This is a genomic window from Microvirga splendida (genome assembly GCF_016427565.1).
Classification (GTDB): Bacteria; Pseudomonadota; Alphaproteobacteria; order Rhizobiales; family Beijerinckiaceae; genus Microvirga; species Microvirga splendida.
Window position 1 is genome coordinate 408,291 of the sequence record NZ_JAELXT010000001.1, and the last position, 23,407, is coordinate 431,697.

Genomic DNA, 23,407 nt, shown 5'->3' on the forward strand with positions numbered 1-23,407 from the left:
CCCAAGCCCGCCAATCGGCCCGAACCCTCATCGAGGATCCCTCGATGAAGGCCCTGCCGTCGATCCGCTAGATCCCCATGCTGTGGCGCGCCTATGCCCTTCTGTCCCATGGGGGAGACCGCTTCGGCCTCGGCTCCATGGGTCTCGGCTCCTGGCGCATTCCCGTCGGCGCGCCGGCCTCCCGAAAGGCTGACGACGTCCTGAAGGTGCTCGAAGAGGCCGATACCGCCATCTGGTCGGCAAGCGTCCTGTCGGCCTGCGCCGAGAGCGGCCTGCTCATGCGGCTCAGGCAGCCGGCCACCAGCGCCGAGCTGGCGCAGGCCCTGTCCCTTCCGCCGGCTCTCGTGCAAACCCTGCTCGATGCGCTCGCCGCCCGCGGCTTCATCACATGGAAGGGCGGCCGGGTGCAGGCCTCACCGTCCCTGATGCCGTTCACGTCGCCGGAAGGGGCGGAGACCTTCAAGGCCGCCTTGCGCGCACCGCTGCTGCAGAGCGAGGATTTCCGGCGCAGGCTGAAGGCGGGAACCTTGAGCCTCGACGGCTGGTCGCACACCGACGACGCCATCATCGAGGCGCAGGGCACCCTGACCCGGCACTGGACCACGCGGGCGCTGCCGAAGCTGAAGTTCCTGCCGGGTCTCGTCCCGCGGCTGGAGGCCCCCGGAGCGTCGCTTCTCGACGTGGGGGCAGGCGCTGCAGGCCTCTCCATCGCGCTCTGCCGGCAATACCCCCGCCTGAGCGCCGTCGCGCTGGAGCCGGCACCGCATCCGGCCGAGCTCGGCGAAGCGCATGTGCGGCAGGCGGGGCTGGCGAACCGCATCGCGATCCGCCGGGAGCGGGTGGAGGAGATGCAGGAGGACAAAACCTTCGACCTCGCCTTCCTGCCCCAGATGTTCCTGCCCGATGCGGTCATCGAGGAGGCCATTCGCCGGATCTTCCGCGCCCTGAAGCCGGGAGGCTGGCTTCTGGTCGCAGCCCTCGCCCATGACGGCCGGAGCACGGCATCCGTGGTCAACCGGCTGAAGAACCTGCTCTGGGGCGGCAACACCCGCGACGTGGCCCAGATCAAGCCGCTCCTGGAATCGGCCGGCTTCGACCCGGTGATCCGGGCGCCGGGACGGCAGTCCCTGCGCATGATCTGCGCCCGTCGCCCAAACCTGCGTGATCTGCCTTGAAGTGGGTCATGCCATTCCTAGAACCAACACAACTGGACACCGGCCTTGGAACGACTAGGCTCGTGCCCTGCGGGAGGACATCGTGAGCGCTCAAGGAAGTTCGGTTGCAGTCATCGGCGGAGGACTGGGCGGATTGGCGGCCGCCTGCGTTGCCGCCGCCCGCGGCCACACGGTCACGCTTTATGACAAGAACGCCTGGATCGGCGGCAAGGCGGCCGTGCTGCACGAGGACGGGTTCCGGTTCGACATGGGCCCGACCATCCTCACCGTGCCGCGGGTCCTGGAGCGCATCTTCGCCGAGGCCGGGCGCAACCTCCACGACTATCTCGACCTCGTGCGGCTCGATCCGCAATGGCGCTGCTTCTTCGACGACGGCACGCAGATCGACCTGCAGGAGAACATCGACGCCATGGCCCAGGCCATGGACCGCTTCGCTCCGGGCAAGAACACCGGCGAGGGCTACAAGCGCTTCCAGGAGATTTCCGCCCATCTCCACGAGATCTCGAACAAGTTCTTCTTCTGGAAGCCGGTGGAGGACCTCTTCGACACGATCAACATCCGCGCCAACATGAATCCGGGAACGTTGCGGGACGTGCTGTCCCTGCGCATGGGATCGTCGGTGGCCGGCACGATCCGGTCCAAGGTGAAGGATGAGCGCCTGGCCCAGATGCTCGACCACTTCACCCAATATGTCGGCTCTTCTCCTTATGGCTCGCCCGCCGTGCTGTGCGCCATCGCCCACATGCAGGCGGCGGACGGCGTGTGGTATCCCATGGGCGGCACCCGCGCCGTGGCCGAGGCCCTGGCGAAGCTCGCGACGGAACTCGGCGCCACCATCAAGACTGACAGCGACGTGGCGTCCCTCAGGATCGAGAACGGCGCCGTCACCGGCCTCGTGCTCGCGAGCGGCGAAACGGTGGCCTACGACCGCGTGATCTCCAACATGGATTCGATCCGCACCTATCGCGAGCTCGTCGGCGGCGAGGTGGGCGAGCACTACGCGAAGAAGGATTTCGAGCCTGCCTGCTCCGGCGTGGTGCTCTATCTCGGCCTCAACAAGCGCTACGATCACGTGCTCCACCACGACTTCGTGTTCTCGCGCGACCCGGAGGAGGAGTTCGACTACATCTACCGCCGCGGCGAGCCGGCGCCCGATCCCACCTGCTATCTCGCGGCACCGGCCGCCACCGACCCGAGCGTCGCGCCGGAAGGCGGCGAGGCGCTCTACGTGCTGGTGCACACGCCGTATCTCCGCCCGCATCACGACTGGTCGCAGATGTTCCCGGCCTATCGCCAGACGATCATCGACAAGCTGAAACGCACGGCGGGCATGGAGGACATCGAGGAGCGCATCGTCGTCGAGCGCCATCTCACGCCGCAGGACATCCATGACCGTTACAAGGTGCTCAACGGCGCTATCTACGGTCTGGCGAGCCACGGCAAGTTCATGGGCGCGTTCAAGCCGGGCAACCGCAGCCGCCAGGTGCAGGGCCTCTACCTCGCCGGCGGTGCGGCCCATCCCGGGCCGGGCATGCCGATGGTCATGATGTCGGGCTGGATCGCCGCCGACGCGCTCGATGCAGACACCAAGGTCACCGATCTACGGAACGTGTCTTGAGGCAGGAAACGAGCAAGGCCGCCACAGAACGCTCACCGCCCCGTCGCGGTGGGCTTTCACCTGTTGCGCGTCGCTCCCCCCTGCTCCACCGCTTCATGGTCTCGACCTTCCGCCGCTACTTCACGCGGCACATGAATGCGCTGCGGATCGCCGCCTGGGGCATGCCGGCCGCTCCTGCGAGCGGTCCGGTGATCGTCTATTCAAACCACCCGGCGTGGTGGGACGCGGCGGTCTATATCATCGCTGCGGATCGCTTCCTGCCCTCTTACGAAAGCTACGCGCCCATCGACGCCGCGATGCTCAAGCAATACGGCGTCTTCGGCCGCATCGGCGCCTTCGGCGTCGATCTCGAGAGCCCGCGCGGCGCGGCGGACTTCCTGCGCGCCAGCGCCGAGATCCTGTCGTCGCCGGACCGCGCGCTCTGGATCACCGCCCAAGGGCACTTCAGCGACGTGCGCGAGCGCCCGCTCGGCCTGAAAGCCGGCGTGGCGCGCCTTCCCGAACTCGCGCCCGGCTGCACGATCATCCCGCTCGCCATCGAGTACGGCTTCTGGCTGGAGCGCGGGGCCGAGACCTTTATCGCGTTCGGCAAGCCCATGCGCGGCGAGGACCTCCTGAGCCTCGCACGCCCCGCGCGCCTGGACCGCCTCGAGGGCGAACTCGCCACCACCCTCGACCGGCTGAGCGCCGACGTGCAGAGCCGCGACCCGGCGCGCTTCCGCGCCCTGCTCGAAGGCCGGGCCGGCGTGGGCGGCCTCTACGACGGCTGGCGCCGGGTGGCGGCAGCCCTGCGCGGACGAAGCTTCGATCCCTCGCATGAGGGACGCCCGTCATGATGGTGCTCGGCCTCATCCTGCTCGCGCTCGCGATCCTCCCCTTCGCGTTGGCTCTCGTGAACCTGAGCATCCTGCGGGCGACACCGGCCCATGCGCCGAAAGGAGATGTCCTCGTCTCGATCCTGATCCCCGCACGCAACGAAGCGAAGAACATCGGCCCTGCCCTCGATGCGGCTCTGGCCAGCGTTGGCGTGCCGGTCGAGATCCTGGTCATGGACGACGGCTCGACGGATGCGACGCCCGAGATCGTCCGCGCCTATGCCGCCCGCGACGCACGGGTGCGCCTCCTCACGGCTCCTCCGCTCGAGGAAGGGTGGACCGGCAAGGTTCACGCCTGCCATCATCTCTCCGAAGCAGCCCAGGGCACGCACTTCCTGTTCGTGGATGCCGACGTGCGCTTGAGGCCGCAGGCCGCCGCCCGTCTGGCGGGACACGCGCAGGAGACCAATGCCGGCCTGGTGAGCGCCGTGCCGCGCCAGATCATGCGCTCGCCAGGCGAGCTGCTGACAGTCCCCACCATCAACCTGCTGCTCCTCGGCTATCTGCCCATGGGCTTCATGCGCCTTTCCCGCGATCCGGGGCTCGGCGCGGCCTGCGGCCAGCTCATGCTGGTGGAGCGGGAGGCCTATCGCGCGAGCGGCGGCCACGCCGCGATCCACGCGCGGATCCATGACGGCATTCAGCTCGCGCGGCTCTTCCGCCGCAAGGGCTTCATGACCGATCTCGTGCCGGGCGATCCCCTCGCCTCCTGCCGGATGTATGCGCGCTTCGACGAGGCCTGGAACGGCTTTGCCAAGAACGCCCATGAAGGCATGGCGACGCCCGTCGCGCTGCCGGTCTGGACGGCGCTTCTCCTCGGCGGGCATATCCTGCCGTTCGTGCTGCTGCCGTTCGCGCCGAATCTGCCCATCGTGGCTGCGGCGCTCCTGTCCCTCGCGACGCGGACGCTTGTGACCGTGGCGACGCGGGAGAATCCCTGGTCCATCCCCTTGCATCCCTTCACCATGCTCGTCGGCCTCGCCATTCAATGGAGCGTGCTCCTGCGGATCGGCACGGCCCATCGGGCCGGCTGGAAGGGGCGGCTCTATCCTGTCGGGGTGAAGCCATGAGCCTGGACACGATGCAGGCAACGAAGCGGCCACGGAACGAGAATTTTCCCGTGGCCTCCCTGGTGCTCTCGCCCGAGCACCGGGATGCGGTTCTCGCCTTCTACGCCTTCGCGCGGCTCGCCGACGACATCGCCGATGCACCGGGGCTGAAAGCAGCCGAGAAGCTCAACCGGCTCGATGAGCTCGAGCAGGCGCTCATCGCCGGGGATCCTGCGATTCCCGAAGCGGCGCGCCTGCATGCCGCCGACAGGCAGCACAAGGCCGGGATCGTGCAGGCGCGCGATCTCCTGCGCGCCTTCCGCCAGGACGCGGTGAAGGCGCGCTACAACGAGTGGGCGGAGCTCATCGACTATTGCCGCTTCTCGGCCAACCCTGTCGGACGCTTCCTGCTGGCGCTGCACAAGGAGCGCGGCGGCGCGCAAGGTCCGGCGGATGCCTTGTGCACGGCGCTGCAGATCCTCAACCACCTGCAGGATTGCGGCAAGGATCACGACAATCTCGGGCGCATCTACATCCCGCTGCGCTGGATCATGGGCGCAGGTTCGAAAAAGGCCTTCTTCGAACCGTCGCGTGCCGATCTGCGCCGCAGCGTGTGCGACGCCATGCTCGACCGGGTCGACGCGCTGATCGATCAGGCGCAATCCCTGCCGGAGCATCTGCAGAATCCTCGCCTGCGCGCCCAGAGCATCGCCACGGTCGCGCTGGCCCGGCGCTTGAGCGAACGCCTGCGCCGCAGCGATCCGGTTCTGGAGCGGGTGCAGGTGAGCAAGGCCGACGCCTGCATGGCCTTCCTGAAGGGGCTGGGCGGAACGCTGCGCCAGCCGGCGGGAAGCGACCAGCGCATCACGGCCGCCATGGTGCGGCGCTCCGGATCGTCGTTCCGCCTCGGCATGCAGAGCCTCCCGCAGGAACGTCGGCGGGCCATGCATGCGGTTTATGCCTTCTGCCGCGCCGTCGACGACATCGCCGACGGGGCCGCGCCGCCCTCCGAGAAGCGCGCCTTCCTGCGCGAATGGCGACGCGAGCTCGACCGGCTGCAGCGCGCCCCGGAGACGCCCGTCGGGCGCGAGCTCGCCCGTGCGTCGACCCTCTTCAAGCTGCCGATGGAGGAATGCCACGCGCTCCTCGACGGCATGGAGATGGACAGCGCGGACAGGGTGCGGATCACGAGCGATTACGAGCTCAATCTCTACGGCCGCCGGGTAGCGGGTTCGGTCGGAGCCCTGTCGATCCGCATCTTCGGCGTGCCGTCGGCCCATGATTTCGCCATCAATCTCGGGCGCACCCTGCAACTCGTAAACATCCTTCGCGACGTGGACGAGGATGCAGCCTGCGAGCGCGTCTATGTTCCCCTGTCGCGGCTGGCGCAGCTCGGGTTGCAGGATGCGCCCGCCGCCACCCTCGTGGCCGATCCGCGCTTCGCCCGCGTCTGCGAAGGCTTGGCCGAAGAGGCGCATGCAGGCTTTGCCGTTGCCGATGCCGCCCTGACGCGCCTCGACCGCACGGCCTTGAAACCCGCGATCCTGATGATGGAGAATTATCGCCGCGTGCTCGCACGATTGCAGGCCCGCGGCTGGGGCACGCGCCAAGGCCGGCTGCGCCTGAGCACAGCGGATCGCCTGCACCTCATCACCCGCGCCATGAGGGCCGCATGACAGCACGACGCACCCATATCGTCGGCGCGGGAATCGCAGGCTTGAGCGCGGCGCTGGCCGTCACGGCGGATGGCGGCGAAGCCGTGCTCTACGAGGCGGCTCCCCATCCGGGCGGGCGCTGCCGCACGCTGCATCCTGCCGATGGGTTCGATCACGACAACGGCACCCATGTGCTGTTCACGGCGAACGGGCGGGCGCTCGATCTCCTGAGAACCGTAGGTGCGCGCGAGCGCTGGATCGAGCCCGAGTCCAAGGGCCTTCCCCTTTATGACGGGCGCACCGGCGAGATGCGCCGGGTCGGCCTCTCGCCCTGGTCCTGGCTGCGGCCATCCCGCCGCCCGCAGGGGCTGACCCTGCCCGATCTCGCCCGCATCCTGCGCCTGGTCTTTGCCGCGAAGGACTGCCCGGTGGCCTCCATCATCGGGAAGCGCCCGATCATGGACAGCCTGATCGAGCCGCTGACGGTGGCGGTGCTCAACACGCCGCCCGAGCAGGCCTCCGCGCAGCGGCTCGCCTGTGCGCTCCGCCAGCTCATCCGCCCCGGCGCCGGGCGTCTCCTGGTGGCGAAGAACGGGCTGAGCGAGGACCTGATCGCGCCCGCCGTCGCGACCCTGCAGGCCAGAGGCGTGCCCGTTCTCACCGGTCAGCGCTTGCGCATGCTGCTCACGGCCAACGGGCGCGTGATCGGGCTGGCGCTCAGCGACCGCACAGTGATGCTCGGCCCCGACGACCGCGTGATCCTGGCGCTCCCTCCTTATGAGGTGGAGCGGCTTCTGCCCGAGCTTCCCGTGCCGACGCAGTTCGAGCCGATCCTCAACGTGCATTACCGCATGCAGGGGCTGGAGCATCCGCGCTTCATCGGCTTTATCGGAACTCTCGCCCAATGGGCGCTGATCCGCCCGGGCCATGTGAGCGTCACCGTCTCGGCGGCCGACGCGGTGGTCGATCAGAGTGCGTTCGATGTGGCGGCGCGGATCTGGCGCGAGATCGCGCCCGCCTTGCGCTCCCTCGGCCTCGATGCACGCGCCGACCAGCAGCCCGAAACCCGCGTCGTGAAGGAAAAGCGCGCCACGATCCGCCAAGCCGCCGAGACGCTGCCGCAGCCGCCCCTGCGGCCGCTCGCCAACTTGGCGCTGGCCGGCGACTGGATCGGCTCCCTTCCCGCCACCATTGAGAGCGCCGTGATGGCCGGCGAGCACGCCGCATCCATTCTGCACCACGCCCGCGGCACCCGGGCCACCATTGCCAGAGATTCAGCCTTGAAGACGGAGGATGCGGCATGATTCAGGACCATCCGCCGCTCACCGTTCTGCTGGCGGCGCCGCGAGGCTTCTGCGCCGGGGTCGAACGCGCCATCCGGGCTGTCGAGGACGCGCTGGAGCGCACGGGAAAGCCCGTCTATGTGCGCCATGAGATCGTCCATAACAACCGGGTGGTGGACGACCTCAAACGCAAGGGTGCGGTCTTCGTCGATGACATCGCGCAGATTCCCGACGGTGCGGTTGCCATCTTCAGCGCCCATGGGGTGTCGCGCGCGGTGGAGCGGGAGGCCGCAGGCCGCGGGCTCTCCGTGCTCGACGCCACCTGCCCGCTCGTGCGCCGCGTTCATCTCGAAGGACAGCGCCATGCCAGGGCAGGCCGCGAGATCATCGTCATCGGCCACCGGGGCCATGTGGAGATCGAGGGCACGACGGGTCAGATCGACGGCACCGTGCATGTGATCGAGAGCGTCGAGGAGGCGCTTAACGTGCCTGTCCTGAACCCGGAGCGCATCGCCTACGTCACCCAGACTACGCTCTCCGTGGACGACACGCGCGAGATCATCGCGGCGCTGAAATCACGGTTCCCGGCCATCCAGGGACCGGACGTGAAGACCATCTGCTACGCGACGCAGAACCGGCAGATGGCGGTGCGCGTCATCGCCCGGCGGGCGGAGCGGATCATCGTGTGCGGCGCGCGCAACTCGTCGAACACCAACCGCCTGTGCGAGGTGGCCGTCAACGAGGGCCGCCAGGCGCTGCTTCTGCAGGATCCGAAGGATCTGACCCTCTCCTTCATCGACGGGGCCGCCGTGATCGGCCTCACCGCCGGAGCCTCAGCGCCGGAGGATCTGGTGCAGGAGGCCTTGGCGCGGCTCGCCCAGTGGCGGCGCCTCACCGTCGAGGAGGTGAGCGTCACCCGCGAGGATGCGCAGTTCGCCCCCGTCGATCTCTCGCGTCTCGTCAATCAGCTCGCAAACGCTTCCTGAACGTCCTGTGGCATGGCCGTGACCAGCCCGAGCCGGTCGCGGCGCAGCCAGCGCCACAGCATGAGCGACGCCACCACGGTGAGCCCGCTCGCGAGCCCGATCCAGATGCCGATGCCGCGCAGCGGCGTGCCGAAGGCCAGGATGATGCCGAGCGGCAGGCCGACGCCCCAATAGCCCAGGGCCGCATAGACCATCGGCACCCGCGTGTCCTGAAGACCGCGCAGCATGCCGGCACCGACCGCCTGCGCGCCGTCCACCAGCTGGAAGATGGCCGCCACCACCAGGAACGAGCGCGCCAGCTCGACCACGAGCGCATTCTTCGGGTCGCTCAAATCGAGGAAGGCGCCGAGCAGCAGGTGCGGGGCGAACATCATGAGTGAGGCCGTGATGACCATGAAGCCCGTGCCGAGCGCGAACGACGTCCAGCCGGCGCGGGTGACCCCTGGCGCGTCCTGCGCCCCATAGGCGCGGCCCACGCGCACCGTGACGGCCTGCCCGATGCCGAGCGGAACCGAGAAGCAGAAGGAGGCGATCTGCAGCGCTACCGCATGGGCGGCGAGCTCGCTCGCGCCGAGCCGGCCCATAAGCATGGCAGCCGCGTTGAAGATCGTCACCTCGAACATCAGCGTCAGGCCGATGGGAACGCCAAGCCGCCACAGGGTGCGATAGCGCGGCCAATCGGCTCGCCAGAAGCGCCCGAACACATGATAGCGCCTCAGTTTCGGGTCGAGGACGATCACCAGGGCGAGCCCGAGGAACATGAACGTGCTCGACAACACCGTGCCGAGGCCCACGCCGATCAGCCCCAGGGCCGGCAGGCCGAACGAGCCCACCATCAGGGCATAGGCCGCGCCGAAATTCACCGGGATGGCGAGCAAGCCGATGAACAGGGCCCAACCCGGACGCTCCAGCGCCGCCAGGAAGGAGCGCAGCACCAGGAAGAACAGGAACGGCAGCAGACTCCATTGCAGCGCCCGCATGTACTCGCCGGCATTGTGCGCAAGCCTGGGCTCTTGGCCGATGGCAAGCAGGATCGCTTCTCCGTTCCAGGCGACGATCCAGATCGGGATCGCAACCGTCACCGAGGCCCACAGGCCCTGGCGAACGGTGCGCCGCACCTCGCGCACGGAATGGCGCTTGCGGCCAAGCTCCTCGGCGATGATCGGCGAGGTGGCGTTGACGAGGCCGATGCCGAAAATGAGGAAGGCGAAATAGAGATTGGTGCCGAGTGCACCCGCCGCGAGCGATTCCGAACCCATCCAGCCCATGAGAATCACATCGGTGGTCATCAAGGCGTTCTGCGCCAGGGTGGCGAGAACGAGCGGCCAGCCGAGGGCCAGAGTCGCGCGGAGTTCCGCCGCCCAGGCGGTGCGTTCGGTCGGGGAGGTGCGATGAATCATGATGCGGGGCTTGTAGCCAACCTGCCGCCGGAAAGCCACATCGGGAACTCTCGTCGCAGGAAGGAACCTGAACTCAAGCGCGTCCGTTCACCTCTTCGCTCACAAGTTTGTGTTGGCTTTATCGGAGTTCTTCATGGCGCAGCCGGCGCTCTCCACCGCAATCGACTTCGCCCTGCCGCCGGTCCTGCACAACGAGCAGGGCGAGATGCGCACGGTCGGGGTCGAGATCGAGTTCGTCGGCCCGTCCGCCGAGAAGACCGTGCAGGCCCTGCAGGAGGCGCTCGGGGGACGGCTCCTCGAGGAGGACCCCCATGCCTTCGCCCTGAAGGAATCGGCCATCGGCGACCTGACCGTGGAGCTCGACAGCCGGATCCTGCATCCGGGCAAGCAGGCCGGCACCCAGCGCGGCGTGCTGCCCAAGATCGCCGCACTGTTCGGCTTTGCGGCAAGCTATCTCGTGCCCTGCGAACTCGTCACCGCCCCGACCCCCATCGACCGGCTGGAAGAGCTTAACCGCATCCTGGCGGTCTTGCGCCGGCTCGGCGCCAAGGGCACGCAGGATGCGCCCTTTTATGCCTTCGGACTGCATTTCAACCCGGAGATCCCCCGCCAGGACGCAGCGACCGTCACGGCCTTCATGAAAAGCTTCGCGCTGCTCAATCCATGGCTCCGGCGCGAGGCCTCCCCAGACACGACCCGCAATCTCCTCGGCTTCGCGGATCCGTTTCCGGCCGAGTATGTCCGCAAAATCGTCGAGCCGGATTACGGGCCCGACATCGCGGCTTTCATCGACGACTACCTTGCCTTCAACCCGACCCGGAACCGCGACCTCGACCTTCTGCCGCTCCTGCACCACTTCGATGAGGAGCGCGTGCGGAACGTGCTGCCGAACGAAAAGATCAACGGCCGCCCCACATTTCACTACCGCCTGCCCGATGCGCGGGTGAGCGATCCCGGCTGGAGCATCGCGCCGGACTGGAACCGCTGGGTCTGCGTCGAGCGCCTGGCCGCCGATCGCGAGAAGCTGGATGCGGTCGGCTCTGCCTATCTCGGTTTCGAGGGCACGGAGAAGAGCTGGGCCAACGTGGTGGAACAGGTCATACGCACATGACGAAGCCCCTCATCGGCGTCACCACCTCCCGGCGCGGCGGATGGCGCAGCTACCTCATGCACCGGCTGGCGCTTTATCGCGCAGGCGCGCGCTCCATCCGCCTCGTGCCGGGGAATCCCTTGCCGGCTGAGCCGCTCCACGGGCTCGTCATCGGCGGCGGCGACGACATCGGCGCGGAGATCTACGGCGGGCAGGTTCTGCCCGACGTGCGCATCGACCCCGATCGCGACAAGCTGGAGCTCGGCCTGCTCAAGGCGGCCCTTCCGGCCAGATTGCCGGTGCTCGGCATCTGCCGCGGATCGCAGATGATCAACGTGGCGCTTGGCGGCACGCTGCACACGGACATCTACGAGGTCTACGTGCAGGCGCCGAAGATGCGCACCGTCCTGCCGCGCAAGACGGTCTCCGTCGAGAAAGAATCGCGCCTCGACCGCATCCTGCGCTGCAACCCATGTCTCGTGAACGCCCTGCATCATCAGTCCGTCGACCGGCTCGGGCAGGGCCTCAGCATCGCGGCCCGTGACGAGAGCGGCATCGTGCAGGCCATCGAGAGCCGGAGCGCGCCGTTCCTGCTCGGCGTTCAATGGCACCCTGAGCTGCTGGTCTGGAAGAAGCCGCAGCAGCGGCTGTTCGCGGCGCTCACCGAAGCCGCCGGTGAGGCGACGGTTCCTCTCTCGGCGGCGGCACTGGCCCTCTAGGGCCAGGGCCCAACAGTGGACTTGCACCTTTGGGATCCAGGCTGGATCAGCGAGCGCGCCTGGAGGTGCGCGGGAAGAGCGGAATCACCTTGCCGTCGCGCGGCGGGTTCAGGTGCCGCTGGATCGCCGCATGCAGGTCGCGGCTGACGATGGGCTTCTGGAGCAGAGGAAATTCGCTGGTCTCGTCGGCGGCAACGGGGTTGCCCGTGATCAGCAGCACGGGCATGGCCGGCGCGATCTGCCGCACCTCGCGTGCCAGCATGATGCCGTTCATGGTGCCCGGCATCGCGATATCCGCCAGCACCAGCGCGGGCCTGCGGGCATTCAGGGTTCTGATCGCCTGCGCGGCATCGGTGGCGATGCTCGCCACGTAGCCGAACTCCTCCAGGCTCGACTGAAGGGCGAGCGCCACTTCGAGCTCGTCGTCCACGACCAGGATTTCCGTGTGGTTCGGCACCTGCTCATCCGGCGCGTCGTCTTCGCTCGGGGCTCCGGGCTCCAGCAGGGTCGCCGCATCCGCCCGGGGAAGATAGAGGATGATTGCGGTGGCCGCTCCATCCCGGCGCACCTCGGAGGCGCCGCCGAGCCCCTCCAGAAAATGCAGGCTCTGGCGCAGGGACAGCCAGGACGAGAGATCGATGTCGCGCAGGACGAAGGCCTGCTCGAGATCGGCCTCCGGCACATGGCGCCCATCGTCGGGCCCTGAGCTGCGGATCGTCAGCTGCACGAAGTCGCCCTCGCGCGTCAGGTCCGGCAGCGCTCCCTTCTCGACCCGCATGTTGCGGGCTTCGACCGTGATGGTGCCGCCCTGAGGCAGGGCGTCGCGGACATGCCCGCTCAGCGTCACGACGGCCGTCTGGATATCGTCCGGATCGGCCTCCACGGGCCAGAGATCCTCCGCCAGGGACAGCCGCAGCTCGACCGTATCGCGCAGGAGCGAGCGGCTCATCAGGCCGGCGACCGAACCCACCTGCTCGGCGATGTTCACATACTGCACCCGTGGATCGCCCTGCCGTGCGAAGGCGGTCGATTGCGCGATGAGCTTGGCCGCCTGATCGGCGGCCACGAGCGCGGAGAGCAGCTTGCGCTGAAGGATCGGCTGCTCCTTCAGCTGGCGCGCCGCGGCATCGATATTGGCGCTGATCACCATGAGCCGGTTGTTGAGATCATGGGTGATGCCGTCGCGCAGCCGGTCGACGGCCTGGGCCTTCTGGAGGCGGCGCAGGGCCTCGTCTTCATCCGGCGCAGAGGACACCTCCGGGAAGGCATCCTCGGCGAATGCGAACGGCGTCGCGGGTTCTTCGACCGGACCGGCGGTGACGTCCTCGAAGACCGAGAACTCGTCGGACGCGCCGGCTTCCCTGTCCCGGAGAGCCTGTCTGATCTGCCGTCCGATCAGGAGCGGAGCTCCGGCGGCCATCAGCAGGAAAAGCCCCGCCGCCGCCGCGATCAGCATGGACTCCCTGGAGAAGGCAGCGCCGGCCAGCGCGAAACCCGACAGGATCACGGCGCAGGACAAGGCCAGCAGCGACAGCTTCAACAGGGCAGGCAGCACAGGCACTTGAGCTTCCCGAAAATATGAATTGACCGGGCGTCCCTCAGACGCCACTTGCAACGACTATCTTGTGTAACACGAACCGGCGGCAAGCGCGGCTGCCCCACGATAAAGTGTTACTGTCCCACAAAGGAGATGATTGTGCGGCTTTCTGATGTCCATGGATTGGCGCGGCTGGCGCTCGCGGCGGTTTTGACGGCTTCTTTCGTCCCGCAGACCGGAGCCCGGGAAACAACGGACCAATCCATCGAGCGCCGCGTCGACGAGCTCCTGGGGCAGATGACCCTGGAGGAGAAGGTCGGCCAGCTGAACCTGGTCTCCCACGGGCCGCCCCTGCGCTGGGAGGACATCTCCGAGGGCAAGACGGGCGCCCTGCTCAACTTCAACAGCGCCCAGGACGTGGCCCGCGCCCAGGCCCTGGCCCGTCAGAGCCGCCTCAAGATCCCGCCGCTCTTCGGCCTCGACGTGCTGCACGGCTTTCGCACCCAGTTTCCGCTTCCCTTGGGAGAGGCTGCGGCCTTCAGCCCGCGGGTCTCGCGCATGGCTTCCGAATGGGGCGCCAAGGAAGCCGCCTACATCGGCGTGAACTGGACCTTCGCGCCCATGGCCGACCTCTCGCGCGACAGCCGCTGGGGCCGCATCGTCGAAGGTTTCGGCGAGGATCCCCATCTGGGCTCCGTTCTGACCGCAGCCCGCGTGGAAGGCTTCCGCCAGGGGGGCCTTGCGGCCTCCACGAAGCACTTCGCGGGCTACGGCGCGCCGCAGGGCGGGCGCGACTACGACACCACCTACATTCCCCGTGCGGAGATGTACGACACCTACCTGCCGCCGTTCCGGGCGGCCGTAGAGGCGGGCTCGGCGAGCTTCATGGCCGCATTCAATGCGCTGAACGGCGAGCCCTCCACGGCCAATTCCTGGCTGCTGACCGACGTGCTGCGCCGGCAATGGGGCTTCGACGGCTTCGTCACCTCCGACTGGGTCGGCATCGGCGAACTGATCAACCACGGCATCGCGGCGGATGGCGCGGAAGCCGCCCGCAAGGCGATCCTCGCCGGCGTCGACATGGACATGATGGGGCTGCTCTACATCAAGCACCTGCCCGACGAGGTGCGCGCCGGCCGAGTGCCGGAAAGCGTCGTCGACGAGTCGGTGCGCCGAGTGCTGCGCACCAAGTTCCGCATGGGCCTGTTCGACCGTCCCGACATCGATCCCTCCCGGGTCGATTCGGTCTTCCCCTCGCCGGAATCGCGCCAGGCGGCGCGCGAGGTCGCGCGCGAAACCTTCGTGCTGCTGCAGAACCGCGGCGACGTGCTGCCCGTGCCGGCCAGCGCCCGCTCCATCGCGGTCATCGGCCCTCTCGCGGATGCGCCCCATGACCAGATGGGCCCGCACGCGGCCCGCGGGCACAAGGAGGACAGCGTCACGATCCTTGAAGGCATCCGCCGTCGCGCCAAGGATGCAGGCATGACGGTGCGCCACGCTCCGGCCTGCGACCTGTTCTGCCGCGACACAAGCGGGCTCCAGGCTGCCCTCGACGTCGCAAAGCAATCCGATTTCGTCGTCGCCGTCTTCGGCGAACCGCAGGAGCTTTCCGGCGAGGCGGCCTCCCGCGCGTATCTCGAACTCAACGGCAAGCAGATCGAGGTGCTGGAAGAGCTGGCCAAGACCGGCAAGCCCATCGCCCTCGTTCTCCTTGGCGGGCGCCCGCAGGTGCTGGGACGGGTGGCCGAGCGCATTCCCGCCATCCTGATGGCCTGGTATCCGGGTACGGAAGCAGGCCCGGCCGTGGCCGACGTGCTGTTCGGCGACGTGAGCCCGAGCGGCAAGCTGCCGCTGACATGGCCCCGCGCGACGGCGCAGCTGCCGCTCTACTACAACCGGCTGCCCACCGGCCGTCCGACCCTCGACAACAACCGCTTCACCCTGCAATACATCGACGAAGGGATCGCGCCGCTCTACCCGTTCGGCTGGGGCCTGAGCTACACGCAGTTCGCCTATTCCGACGCCGCGATCGCGCAGAAGCGGCTCGAACAGGGTGAGGCACTGGAGGTGACCGTGAGCGTGACGAACACGGGCAAACGCGAGGGCCAGGAGGTCGTGCAGCTCTACACCCGCGATCCGGTGGCAAGCCGCAGCCGTCCCCTGCGCGAGCTGAAGGCCTTCGAGAAGATCGCGCTCAAGCCCGGCGAGACGAAGCGCGTCACCCTGCGGGTACCGGTGGAGTCGCTCGGATTCCACCTCGACGACGGCACCACCCTCGTGGAAGAGGGCGCGATCCAGGTCTTCGTCGGCGGCAGCTCCCTGGCCGAGCGGATCGGCGATGCCGAGATCGCAAAGACCTTCCGCATTCCGCCCATGGAGCGGCGCGCCTCGGCCTCGACCAGCGTCGCACAGTGACGGAACATCGGCTGCCCGAAGATCGATCATCGGGCAGCCCTTCGGTGCGTTGGATCTCCTGAACGTTCGGCGTTCAAGCATCGTGCGGAAAACCGGGTCTACTTTTCCGCACGATGCTTTAAGCTCAAGCCCATGAGCGCTCAGTCCACCAAGCCAGAGCCCCGCGACTTCAGCATCCGGTCGGTGAAGTCCATCATGGCTCATGAGCGGACGGATGCGGCGGACACCCTGCTCGGCATGGCGCTCACCTTCGTGGCGGGCGCGATCAATGCCGGCGGCTTCCTGGCCGTCGGCCAGTACACCTCGCACATGTCGGGCATCGTCTCCGGCATGGCCGACAATACGGCGCTGGGCTCCCTCCAGCTTGTCGCCCTCGGGCTCATGGCGTTCCTGCCCTTCGTCGTGGGCGCCGCCTGCTCGGCGATGCTGATCAACTGGGGACGCCGCCACCATCTCGGCAGCCGCTATGCCATGCCGCTGATGCTGGAAGCCTTCCTGCTGCTGGCTTTCGGCATCCTGGGCTGGCTCGCCCATCCGTCTCCGGCCTTCACGGCCCTCGCCGTGCCTCTCCTGTGCTTCATCATGGGCCTGCAGAATGCCACCGTCACCAAGATCTCCGGCGCCCGCATGCGCACCACCCATGTGACCGGCATCGTCACGGATATGGGCATCGAGCTCGGCAAGCTCCTTTACTGGAACCGCGATGCGGACAAGCCGGATCGCGTTCTGGCCGACCGGGCCAAGCTGCGCCTGCTCGCCCTGCTGCTCGCCTCCTTCTTCATCGGCGGCGTGACCGGCGCCATCGGCTTCAGCCAGATCGGCCTCCTGTTCTCGCTCCCCTTCGCGCTCCTGCTGCTCCTGCTCGCCGGGCCTCCCCTGGCCGAGGATGCCTCCGCCCTGGCACGGCACCTGGGCAAGCGCTGAGGCGCCTGCCTCCGATGCGCCCGCTCGGCGGAACATCGGCGCAGGCTTGGCGGTTCACTCATGACACAAGTGGAGCCGTCATCTATGTCGTATCTCAGCCGCAAACCCGTCGAGACCCTGGCCCGGTTCGGCTATGGCGCCAGGGGCGTGGTCTATGGCCTCGTCGGCGGCCTGGCGCTTCTCGCCGCCATCGGGTCCGGCGGCCAGACCGGCGGCAGCCGCAGCGCCCTGCAGACGCTCCTCTCCCAGCCCTTCGGCAAGGTCTGGCTCGTCCTGATCGCCGTGGGCCTGTTCGGCTTCTGCGCCTGGCGGATCCTGGAGGCGCTCACCGATGCCGACCATCGCGGCTCGGACATGAAGGGATGGGCCGTCCGGGGCGCGCATCTGGTCAGCGGCATCATCTATGCGGGTCTTGCGATCTTCGCCCTGAACCTCGCCCTCGGGCGCAGTTCGGGCGGCGGCGGTGAAAATCAGGGCGCCCAGGACTGGACGGCCTGGCTCATGAGCCAGCCCTTCGGCCGGTGGCTGGTGGGCCTCGTCGGGCTTGTCATAGTCGGCGTGGGCCTCGCCTTCATCGTGAAAGCCTGGCGCGGACGGGTGGCGGACCGCCTCTCCCTGCCGGCCGACAAGAGGGATTGGATCTGCACCATCGGCCGCATGGGCTTTGCCGCCCGCGGCGTCGTGTTCCTGATGATCGGCGGCTTCCTGGGCCTTGCCGCCTGGCACGCCTCCTCTTCACAGGTGCGCGGCCTCGGCGGAGCCCTGGAGGCGCTGCAGCAGCAGCCCTATGGCTGGGTGCTTCTGGCCCTGACGGCCCTGGGCCTCTTCGCCTTCGGCCTCTTCGGCCTCATCCAGGCCCGCTACCGCCACATCGACGCCCCGGACCTCGACGACGCAAAGGCGGCCGTCGCGCGGGCGGGGCGGTAGGCGGGCTGTTGCGGAAAACTGGCGATCCCGGGAAGACTCGAACTTCCGACCTTCGGTTTAGGAAACCGCTGCTCTGTCCTGCTGAGCTACGGGACCGCTTGAGAGGTGGGATTTAGCACGGTCGGCAGGGTCATTCCAGTGGCTTGTGCCCTCGAAAGGTTCGGGTGACCCCGGTCCCGAATGCATCCTCGCCGAGCCGAAGGAACTCCCCACGGCCAAGCCGGTTGGTGAAGGCAACTGGAGGTACATCATGGCGCAGACGCTTCGCGATTTCCTGAAACAGGTCGAGAACCTTCCCCCCGATACGCTGCTCTGCGTCGCCGAGGTGGACGAGGCCTTCGCCGCCCATGTGGCGGAGATCGAAATTATCGAGGATGCGAAGCCTCAGAACCGGAAGGCGGAAGGCACCGAAGCGGTGGAACTCGGGAACGGCAAGGAGCGCGTGGTCGTCATCCGCTGGTAAGCCCGCAAGAAGGCGGGTTTTCCTTCACCAAAAACGGCAAGTCGGAGGCCGGCCGGCAGGGCGGCGCATACCATCGGGAATGCCGCGACCACAACAAGCACAACAGCTCAGGGCAGAGCGGGCACAAGCCGCGGCAGCACAGCCCGGCGCAGGAAAAGCGCTCACACGACGGCGCCGAGCGTAGCCGTTTCCCGACAACCGGGTATGATCCCGTCCCATGACGGGATCGACCCTGCGGATGCTTCTGGCCCTGTGCCTCGGACCTGCCCTGGCCATCGGCATCCGGGACGCCGGCGCACAGGCCCCGCTCTCAAACCGCCGGTCCGCGGAATGTGTGAGCGAGGCCAGGCCCGACCGGTTGCAGGGCCTCTCGCCCGAGGGCGACCTCATCCTGGCTTCAGGGCCATCGGCGCGCCTGTCGGGCATCCGCCTTCCCGACGCCCCGCCCCATCGCGAGCAGGCCCTCTCCTGGCTGAGAGCCCGAATCGGCCAACCGGCCCTCGTCCAGGGGCCGGACAGGCGCGACCGCTGGAACCGCGTCGCCATCCGCATCAGGTCGTCCGGCGAAGCCCCGGCGCTCGACTGGGCGCATGGATTGGTCGAGGCCGGCCTTGCCCTCGTCGATGCGGGGCCGGATGGCGTCTTCTGCCAGCCCGAACTTCTCGCTCTCGAGGCCACGGCCCGCGAACGACGCCTTGGTGTTTGGGCCGATGACCGCTATAAGCCCCTTGATGTGAATCAATCCGAGCGCCTGCGCGAGCGGATCGGCAGCTTCGTGCTGGTCGAAGGCCGCATCAGGAGCATCGGTGAGCGCAGGCAGCGCACCTATTTGAACTTCGGGGGGCTCTGGGCAGAAGACTTCACGATCATCATTCCCCGGACGACCTGGAAACAGATGTCGGATCGCGGCCTGGGCCTTGATGCCCTCAAAGGCCGGCGGATCAGGGCCCGAGGCATTTTGCAGTCTTGGCAAGGAACCGCTTTTTCGATTGTCATACCGGATATGATTGAACCTCTCGAGAGCGGTCGTCTGCCACGATGAACGAGCATGATCACAACACGTCGTCCAGGTAGCATCGGAATTCTCGGCAGCCTCATGCTCGCAGCCTTCCTCGCGGGCTGCTCCGGTTTTGGCGGAAACGTGTCGCTGCCGGCCAACGCCCCGCGGGTGATCAACCCGGACCGCGACCGCGATCATGTGCGCCTTGTCCGCGCCTTCGGCGGCGAGGGCCGCGCGCCGCAGCTCCAGCAGCTTCTCACCGACGTGACGAACCGGCTCGTCATGGCCACCGACCGGCCGGACGAGGCCTTCCAGATCACGATCCTCAACTCGCCTGCGGTCAATGCCTTTGCCCTGCCGAACGGGCGCCTCTACGTGACGCGCGGCCTCCTGGCGCTGGCCAACGACACGTCCGAGGTGGCCGCCGTCCTGTCCCACGAGATCGCCCATGTCACCCTGCGCCACGCCAATCAGCGCAGCGAGCTGCAGGCGCGCTCGGCGCTGATCGAGCGCGTGGCCGAGAACGTGCTGAACGATGCCGAGGAAGCCGCATTGGCGCAGAACCAGTCCCGCTCGACCTTGGCCAGCTTCTCGCGGGCGCAGGAGCTCGAGGCGGACCAGACCGGCGTGAAGGTTCTGGCCCGCGCCGGCTTCGATCCCTTCGGCGCCCCGCGCTTCCTGACCTCGCTCGGGCGCTCGGGCACCAGCTCCGACAGCCAGACAGGGGACCGGCTGGCCTCGCACCCGAGCACCAACGATCGCGTCTCGCGGGCCCTGCAGGCCGCGCGGCGGACGGAGCTGCCGGGCGGCGGCGAGACCGGGCGGCTGGCCTATCTCACCGCCCTGGACGGCCTCTCCTATGGCGACGATCCGGCCGACGGCGTCGTGAAGGGCCGCCGCTTCGTTCACTCCCGGCTCGGCGTCGCCTTCGAGGCGCCGGACGGCTTCAGCCTCGAGAACACCTCCCAGGCCGTGCTCGGATCCTCCGCCGACGGCGAACGCCGCCTGCTTTTTGACGCCGCCGACACGCCGGAGGGTCAGAGCCTGGAGGACGTGCTGCGCTCCACCTGGACGGACACCATCGAGCCCGGATCGCTGACCACCGGCACGGTGAACGGCCTTCCCGTGGTGACGGCCCTGTCCAACGGCAAGGAATGGACCTTCCGCCTCTCGGCCATCCGGATCGGCAGCACCACCTATCGTCTCATCATGGCCACCCGCGGCAACAGGGGCGATCTGGAAGCGATCTTCCAGCAGACCCTGGACAGCGTCCGTCAGGTGCAGCCGGAAGAGGCAAGGCGGATCCGGCCGCTCAAGCTGCAGATCGTCACCGCCCTGCGCGGCGACACCGCGCAGACCCTTGCCGCACGCATGCCGATCGATCGTCCGCTCGAACGTTTCCTGCTGCTCAACGGGCTCGACAGGAACGCTCCGCTGAAGGTGGGCGAACGCTACAAGGTCGTGGTGGAATAGAGGCTCGCACCGAAGCTCCCAAAAGCGGATCGGCGCGGCAGTCACCTGCCGCGCCGATCCGCTTTTGTGGACTGTCTTCGTGCTTAGACGAATGCGCCGGAGGCTTGGGGGTAGCGCTCCACCAGGGCGCGCTTGAGCTTTTCCAGGGCACGGTTTTCGATCTGACGGACGCGCTCCTTCGAAATCCCGAGGCGGTCGCCGAGGAATTCCAGGGTCACCTGCTCGTCGTCGAGACGGCGGGCGCGCAGGATGCGCAATTCGCGTTCATTGAGCACTTCGAGCGCCTGCTGAAGCCAGCGCACGCGGCGCTCGGTGTCGATCGAGTCGGTGACGGTCTCGTCGGGCAGAGGGCTGTTGTCGACGAGGAACTCGACCCGCTCGGCGGAATTCGACGAGTCGGCATCCATGACCGGTGCATTGAGGGATGTGTCCGGCGCCGACAGGCGGGCATCCATGAGGGCGACATCGGCCTTCGACACGCCGATCGCCTCGGCGATCTTCGCGTGCACGTCGGAGGAGATGCGCTCTTCCCCGCCACGGGTCAGACGGGCGCGCAGGCGGCGCAGATTGAAGAAAAGGGCCTTCTGGGCGGAACTCGTTCCGCCACGGACGATTGACCAGTTACGAAGGATGTAATCTTGCACGGAGGCGCGGATCCACCAGGTCGCATAGGTCGAGAAGCGGACCTCCCGTTCGGGCTCGAACCGGGCGGCGGCTTCGAGAAGACCCACATGGCCTTCCTGAACCAGATCGGCCATCGGCAGGCCGTAATGACGGAAACGGGCTGCGAGCGCGATGACCAGGCGCATATGGGCAGCAGTCAGTTGATGAAGCGCCGCCTCGTCCCGGTTCTCTTTCCAGCGCACGGCAAGAAGGTGCTCCTCTTCTCTCTCGAGAAAAGGTGCATTCATGGCAGCGCGGACGAACCGGCGGCGAACCCCTGAGATTTCTCCCATTGTGTCCTCTCCCTTGGCAGAGACACAACGAGCGAGGCCGCAAAAAGTTCACCTTCAACAGCCAAGTTCTGCAAAATAGATTCCGGCCTTTGGAAAACAAGGCTTCGAACACAAAAAAGCCCGGCTCCTGGCCGGGCTTTTGAAACTCCATAAAGGCGTCCGATCAGGCGGCCTCTTCCTGCATGTCGTCGCCTTCGGCATCGCCGTCCTCGGCGCCTTTGACGCGGCGCGGGGACTTGGCGAGGCTCTGCTCGATGAGCTTGAGGGCTTCCGTATCCGTGATCTTGTTCACGGCCGCGATCTCGCGCACGACGCGGTCGAGGGCGGATTCATAGAGCTGGCGCTCGCTGTAGGACTGCTCGGGCTGAGCCTCGGAGCGGTAGAGATCGCGCACGACCTCCGTGACGGAGATCAGGTCGCCGGAATTGATCTTAGCCTCGTATTCCTGGGCGCGGCGCGACCACATGGTGCGCTTCACGCGGGCACGACCCGTCAGAACGTCCAGAGCCTTTTGGACCAGAGCCGGTTCGGCGAGCTTGCGCATGCCGACGCTGGAGGCTTTGCCCGTGGGAACACGGAGGACCATCTTGTCCTTGTCGAAGGAGACGACATACAGCTCCAGTTTGAATCCCGCGATTTCCTGCTCTTCGATGGCCGTGATGCGGCCGACACCGTGAGCGGGATAGACGATCGCTTCACCGGACTTGAACCCAAGACGCTGGGCGGACTTCTTGGCGGTTGTCATGCGAGAGAGGCCTCCTTGCATGGCCCTGGCCTGGACGGCGAGGGAGCTGTTGTCTCACCGGGCAGGGTCCCGATGGAACGAGGATAGGATGTGAGTGTCACGGAACTTGACTATTCCGCTCGTCTCCCTGATGTAAGCCAGCGGCTACAAACGCTCATGCCCTTGACCAAGGCAGCAACGCTCCCTTAAGTCAAAGGACGCGAATCTTTGCTTCATTATGTGAACCGCCGGTCTGCGGGGACGGTGCACGGCTTGAGCGCAAGCGACGGCATTCACGGACCCTATCACAGTCCGGCCGAAAAAGCAAAAATATTTCAAAGCACAGCGTTAAGGAAGCCCGTTTGAGCCAGGCTTGGCTTTAGAACGTCGGATGAGCCCCAAAAGTGCAGGTCCACTTTCGGGTCCGGTGCTTTAGTCGCCCTCGCCCGGATTGGGCGAGAAGAACGCCTCGAACTTGCCCGCCACCCCGTCGAATTCCTTCGCGTCGGCGGGCGCATCCTTCTTGACGGTGATGTTGGGCCAGCTCTTGGCCATGTCGGCATTGAGCTTCAGCCACTGCTCGAGGCCCGGCTCCGCATCGGGCTTGATGGCCTCGGCCGGGCATTCCGGCTCGCAGACGCCGCAATCGATGCACTCGTCCGGGTGGATGACGAGCATGTTCTCGCCCTCGTAGAAACAGTCCACCGGGCACACCTCGACGCAGTCCATGTATTTGCACTTGATGCAATTTTCAGTGACGACGTAGGTCATGCACGGTCCTTCGCGGGTCTGTTCCAATCGAGAGAAAGGGCTGCTGCCGCTCTAGCCGTTGTCAGGGGCGCTGACAAGCGCCCCGTTGTCCCGGCTGAGATCCAGGTAGAGCAGCCTTGCTTCCGGTGCAGGGCCCCGGCGCTGGCCGAGATCCTCGATCCGGACCACCAGGGTGGACCGGGGCAGCGCGATAGTCAGCACGTCCCCCACGGCCACCGCCTTGGCGGCATTGTCGGTCCGCTGCCCGTTGAGGCGGACATGGCCGCCGGTCACCATCTTGGCGGCCAGCGTCCGGGTCTTCGCGAAGCGCGCGAACCACAGCCACTTGTCGAGGCGCTGCCGGTCCTCGCGCATGCGCTTCAGGGCC

Annotated in this window: 21 protein-coding genes and 1 tRNA gene; 15 read left to right on the top strand and 7 right to left on the bottom strand. The window is 67.3% G+C overall.

Annotated elements, in window-relative coordinates; all coding sequences use genetic code 11:
* The first annotated feature begins 77 nt into the window (after positions 1-77).
* The 7 genes from JAO75_RS01965 (at position 78) to ispH (ending at position 8,641) form a co-directional block, all read left to right on the top strand.
* Positions 78-1,175 carry an SAM-dependent methyltransferase gene (locus tag JAO75_RS01965; RefSeq protein WP_199046220.1) on the top strand — a complete coding sequence of 366 codons (1,098 nt, stop codon included), beginning with the start codon at positions 78-80 and terminating at the stop codon, positions 1,173-1,175.
* An 82-nt stretch (positions 1,176-1,257) separates the two neighbouring features.
* The gene (locus JAO75_RS01970; RefSeq protein WP_199046222.1) at positions 1,258-2,793 is read left to right on the top strand and encodes a phytoene desaturase family protein; all 1,536 of its coding nucleotides are present in this window, start codon (positions 1,258-1,260) and stop codon (positions 2,791-2,793) included.
* Between the two features lie 95 nt (positions 2,794-2,888).
* On the top strand, positions 2,889-3,629 hold the full coding sequence (locus JAO75_RS01975; RefSeq protein ID WP_199046224.1) for a lysophospholipid acyltransferase family protein: 741 nt from the start codon (positions 2,889-2,891) through the stop codon (positions 3,627-3,629).
* Entirely contained in the window at positions 3,626-4,738 is a 1,113-nt protein-coding gene (locus JAO75_RS01980) for a glycosyltransferase family 2 protein (protein ID WP_199046225.1), read from the top strand. Before JAO75_RS01975 ends, JAO75_RS01980 begins: the two co-directional genes overlap by 4 nt.
* On the top strand, positions 4,735-6,393 hold the full coding sequence (locus tag JAO75_RS01985) for a squalene/phytoene synthase family protein (protein WP_199046226.1): 1,659 nt from the start codon (positions 4,735-4,737) through the stop codon (positions 6,391-6,393). The genes JAO75_RS01980 and JAO75_RS01985 overlap by 4 nt, the downstream gene beginning before the upstream one ends.
* The gene (locus JAO75_RS01990) at positions 6,390-7,676 is read left to right on the top strand and encodes a hydroxysqualene dehydroxylase (RefSeq protein ID WP_199046227.1); all 1,287 of its coding nucleotides are present in this window, start codon (positions 6,390-6,392) and stop codon (positions 7,674-7,676) included. Before JAO75_RS01985 ends, JAO75_RS01990 begins: the two co-directional genes overlap by 4 nt.
* Positions 7,673-8,641 (top strand): 4-hydroxy-3-methylbut-2-enyl diphosphate reductase, encoded by a 969-nt coding sequence (ispH, locus tag JAO75_RS01995; protein ID WP_199046228.1) that lies wholly within the window; start codon positions 7,673-7,675, stop codon positions 8,639-8,641. Before JAO75_RS01990 ends, ispH begins: the two co-directional genes overlap by 4 nt.
* On the opposite strand, the gene JAO75_RS02000 is transcribed toward ispH, so the two are convergent.
* Complete coding sequence (locus tag JAO75_RS02000) at positions 8,620-10,041, bottom strand: MATE family efflux transporter (RefSeq protein ID WP_199046230.1); 1,422 nt, start codon at positions 10,039-10,041, stop codon at positions 8,620-8,622. The genes ispH and JAO75_RS02000 overlap by 22 nt on opposite strands.
* Positions 10,042-10,174: 133 nt before the next feature.
* Between JAO75_RS02000 and JAO75_RS02005 the strand changes: the two genes are divergently transcribed.
* Positions 10,175-11,152: an amidoligase family protein gene (locus tag JAO75_RS02005; protein ID WP_199046232.1), complete on the top strand. Its 978-nt coding sequence runs from the start codon at positions 10,175-10,177 to the stop codon at positions 11,150-11,152.
* On the top strand, positions 11,149-11,850 hold the full coding sequence (locus JAO75_RS02010) for a gamma-glutamyl-gamma-aminobutyrate hydrolase family protein (RefSeq protein WP_199046234.1): 702 nt from the start codon (positions 11,149-11,151) through the stop codon (positions 11,848-11,850). The genes JAO75_RS02005 and JAO75_RS02010 overlap by 4 nt, the downstream gene beginning before the upstream one ends.
* Before the next feature lie 46 nt (positions 11,851-11,896).
* On the opposite strand, the gene JAO75_RS02015 is transcribed toward JAO75_RS02010, so the two are convergent.
* Positions 11,897-13,411: a response regulator gene (locus JAO75_RS02015; protein WP_199046236.1), complete on the bottom strand. Its 1,515-nt coding sequence runs from the start codon at positions 13,409-13,411 to the stop codon at positions 11,897-11,899.
* A 129-nt stretch (positions 13,412-13,540) separates the two neighbouring features.
* Here JAO75_RS02015 and JAO75_RS02020 point away from each other — a divergent pair, with 129 nt between their 5' ends.
* The 3 genes from JAO75_RS02020 (at position 13,541) to JAO75_RS02030 (ending at position 17,653) form a co-directional block, all read left to right on the top strand.
* Positions 13,541-15,802, top strand: coding sequence for a glycoside hydrolase family 3 N-terminal domain-containing protein (locus JAO75_RS02020; RefSeq protein WP_210340132.1), 2,262 nt, complete (start codon positions 13,541-13,543; stop codon positions 15,800-15,802).
* 132 nt (positions 15,803-15,934) lie between these two features.
* The gene (locus JAO75_RS02025) at positions 15,935-16,726 is read left to right on the top strand and encodes a YoaK family protein (RefSeq protein ID WP_199046240.1); all 792 of its coding nucleotides are present in this window, start codon (positions 15,935-15,937) and stop codon (positions 16,724-16,726) included.
* An 84-nt stretch (positions 16,727-16,810) separates the two neighbouring features.
* Positions 16,811-17,653, top strand: a complete 843-nt coding sequence (locus JAO75_RS02030) for a DUF1206 domain-containing protein (protein WP_199046242.1) — start codon at positions 16,811-16,813, stop codon at positions 17,651-17,653.
* Positions 17,654-17,672: 19 nt separating this feature from the next.
* Here JAO75_RS02030 and JAO75_RS02035 read toward each other — a convergent pair.
* Positions 17,673-17,749, bottom strand: a tRNA-Arg gene (locus JAO75_RS02035).
* Positions 17,750-17,903: 154 nt separating this feature from the next.
* On the opposite strand from JAO75_RS02035, the gene JAO75_RS02040 reads away from it, so the two are divergent.
* The 3 genes from JAO75_RS02040 (at position 17,904) to JAO75_RS02050 (ending at position 20,589) form a co-directional block, all read left to right on the top strand.
* Positions 17,904-18,116 carry a sugar phosphorylase gene (locus JAO75_RS02040; RefSeq protein WP_199046244.1) on the top strand — a complete coding sequence of 71 codons (213 nt, stop codon included), beginning with the start codon at positions 17,904-17,906 and terminating at the stop codon, positions 18,114-18,116.
* Positions 18,117-18,333: 217 nt separating this feature from the next.
* A complete protein-coding gene (locus JAO75_RS02045; RefSeq protein ID WP_199046246.1) occupies positions 18,334-19,158 on the top strand; it encodes a thermonuclease family protein in 825 nt (274 codons plus the stop codon).
* Positions 19,159-19,164: 6 nt separating this feature from the next.
* Positions 19,165-20,589, top strand: a complete 1,425-nt coding sequence (locus JAO75_RS02050) for a M48 family metalloprotease (protein WP_199046248.1) — start codon at positions 19,165-19,167, stop codon at positions 20,587-20,589.
* An 83-nt stretch (positions 20,590-20,672) separates the two neighbouring features.
* On the opposite strand, the gene JAO75_RS02055 is transcribed toward JAO75_RS02050, so the two are convergent.
* The 4 genes from JAO75_RS02055 to JAO75_RS02070 form a co-directional block, all read right to left on the bottom strand.
* The gene (locus JAO75_RS02055; RefSeq protein WP_199046250.1) at positions 20,673-21,545 is read right to left on the bottom strand and encodes an RNA polymerase factor sigma-32; all 873 of its coding nucleotides are present in this window, start codon (positions 21,543-21,545) and stop codon (positions 20,673-20,675) included.
* 163 nt (positions 21,546-21,708) lie between these two features.
* Entirely contained in the window at positions 21,709-22,290 is a 582-nt protein-coding gene (locus JAO75_RS02060; RefSeq protein WP_199046252.1) for a CarD family transcriptional regulator, read from the bottom strand.
* A 411-nt stretch (positions 22,291-22,701) separates the two neighbouring features.
* Positions 22,702-23,040 (bottom strand): ferredoxin FdxA, encoded by a 339-nt coding sequence (fdxA, locus tag JAO75_RS02065; protein ID WP_199046254.1) that lies wholly within the window; start codon positions 23,038-23,040, stop codon positions 22,702-22,704.
* A 51-nt stretch (positions 23,041-23,091) separates the two neighbouring features.
* Complete coding sequence (locus tag JAO75_RS02070) at positions 23,092-23,394, bottom strand: RNA-binding S4 domain-containing protein (protein WP_199046257.1); 303 nt, start codon at positions 23,392-23,394, stop codon at positions 23,092-23,094.
* Between the last annotated feature and the right edge of the window lie 13 nt (positions 23,395-23,407).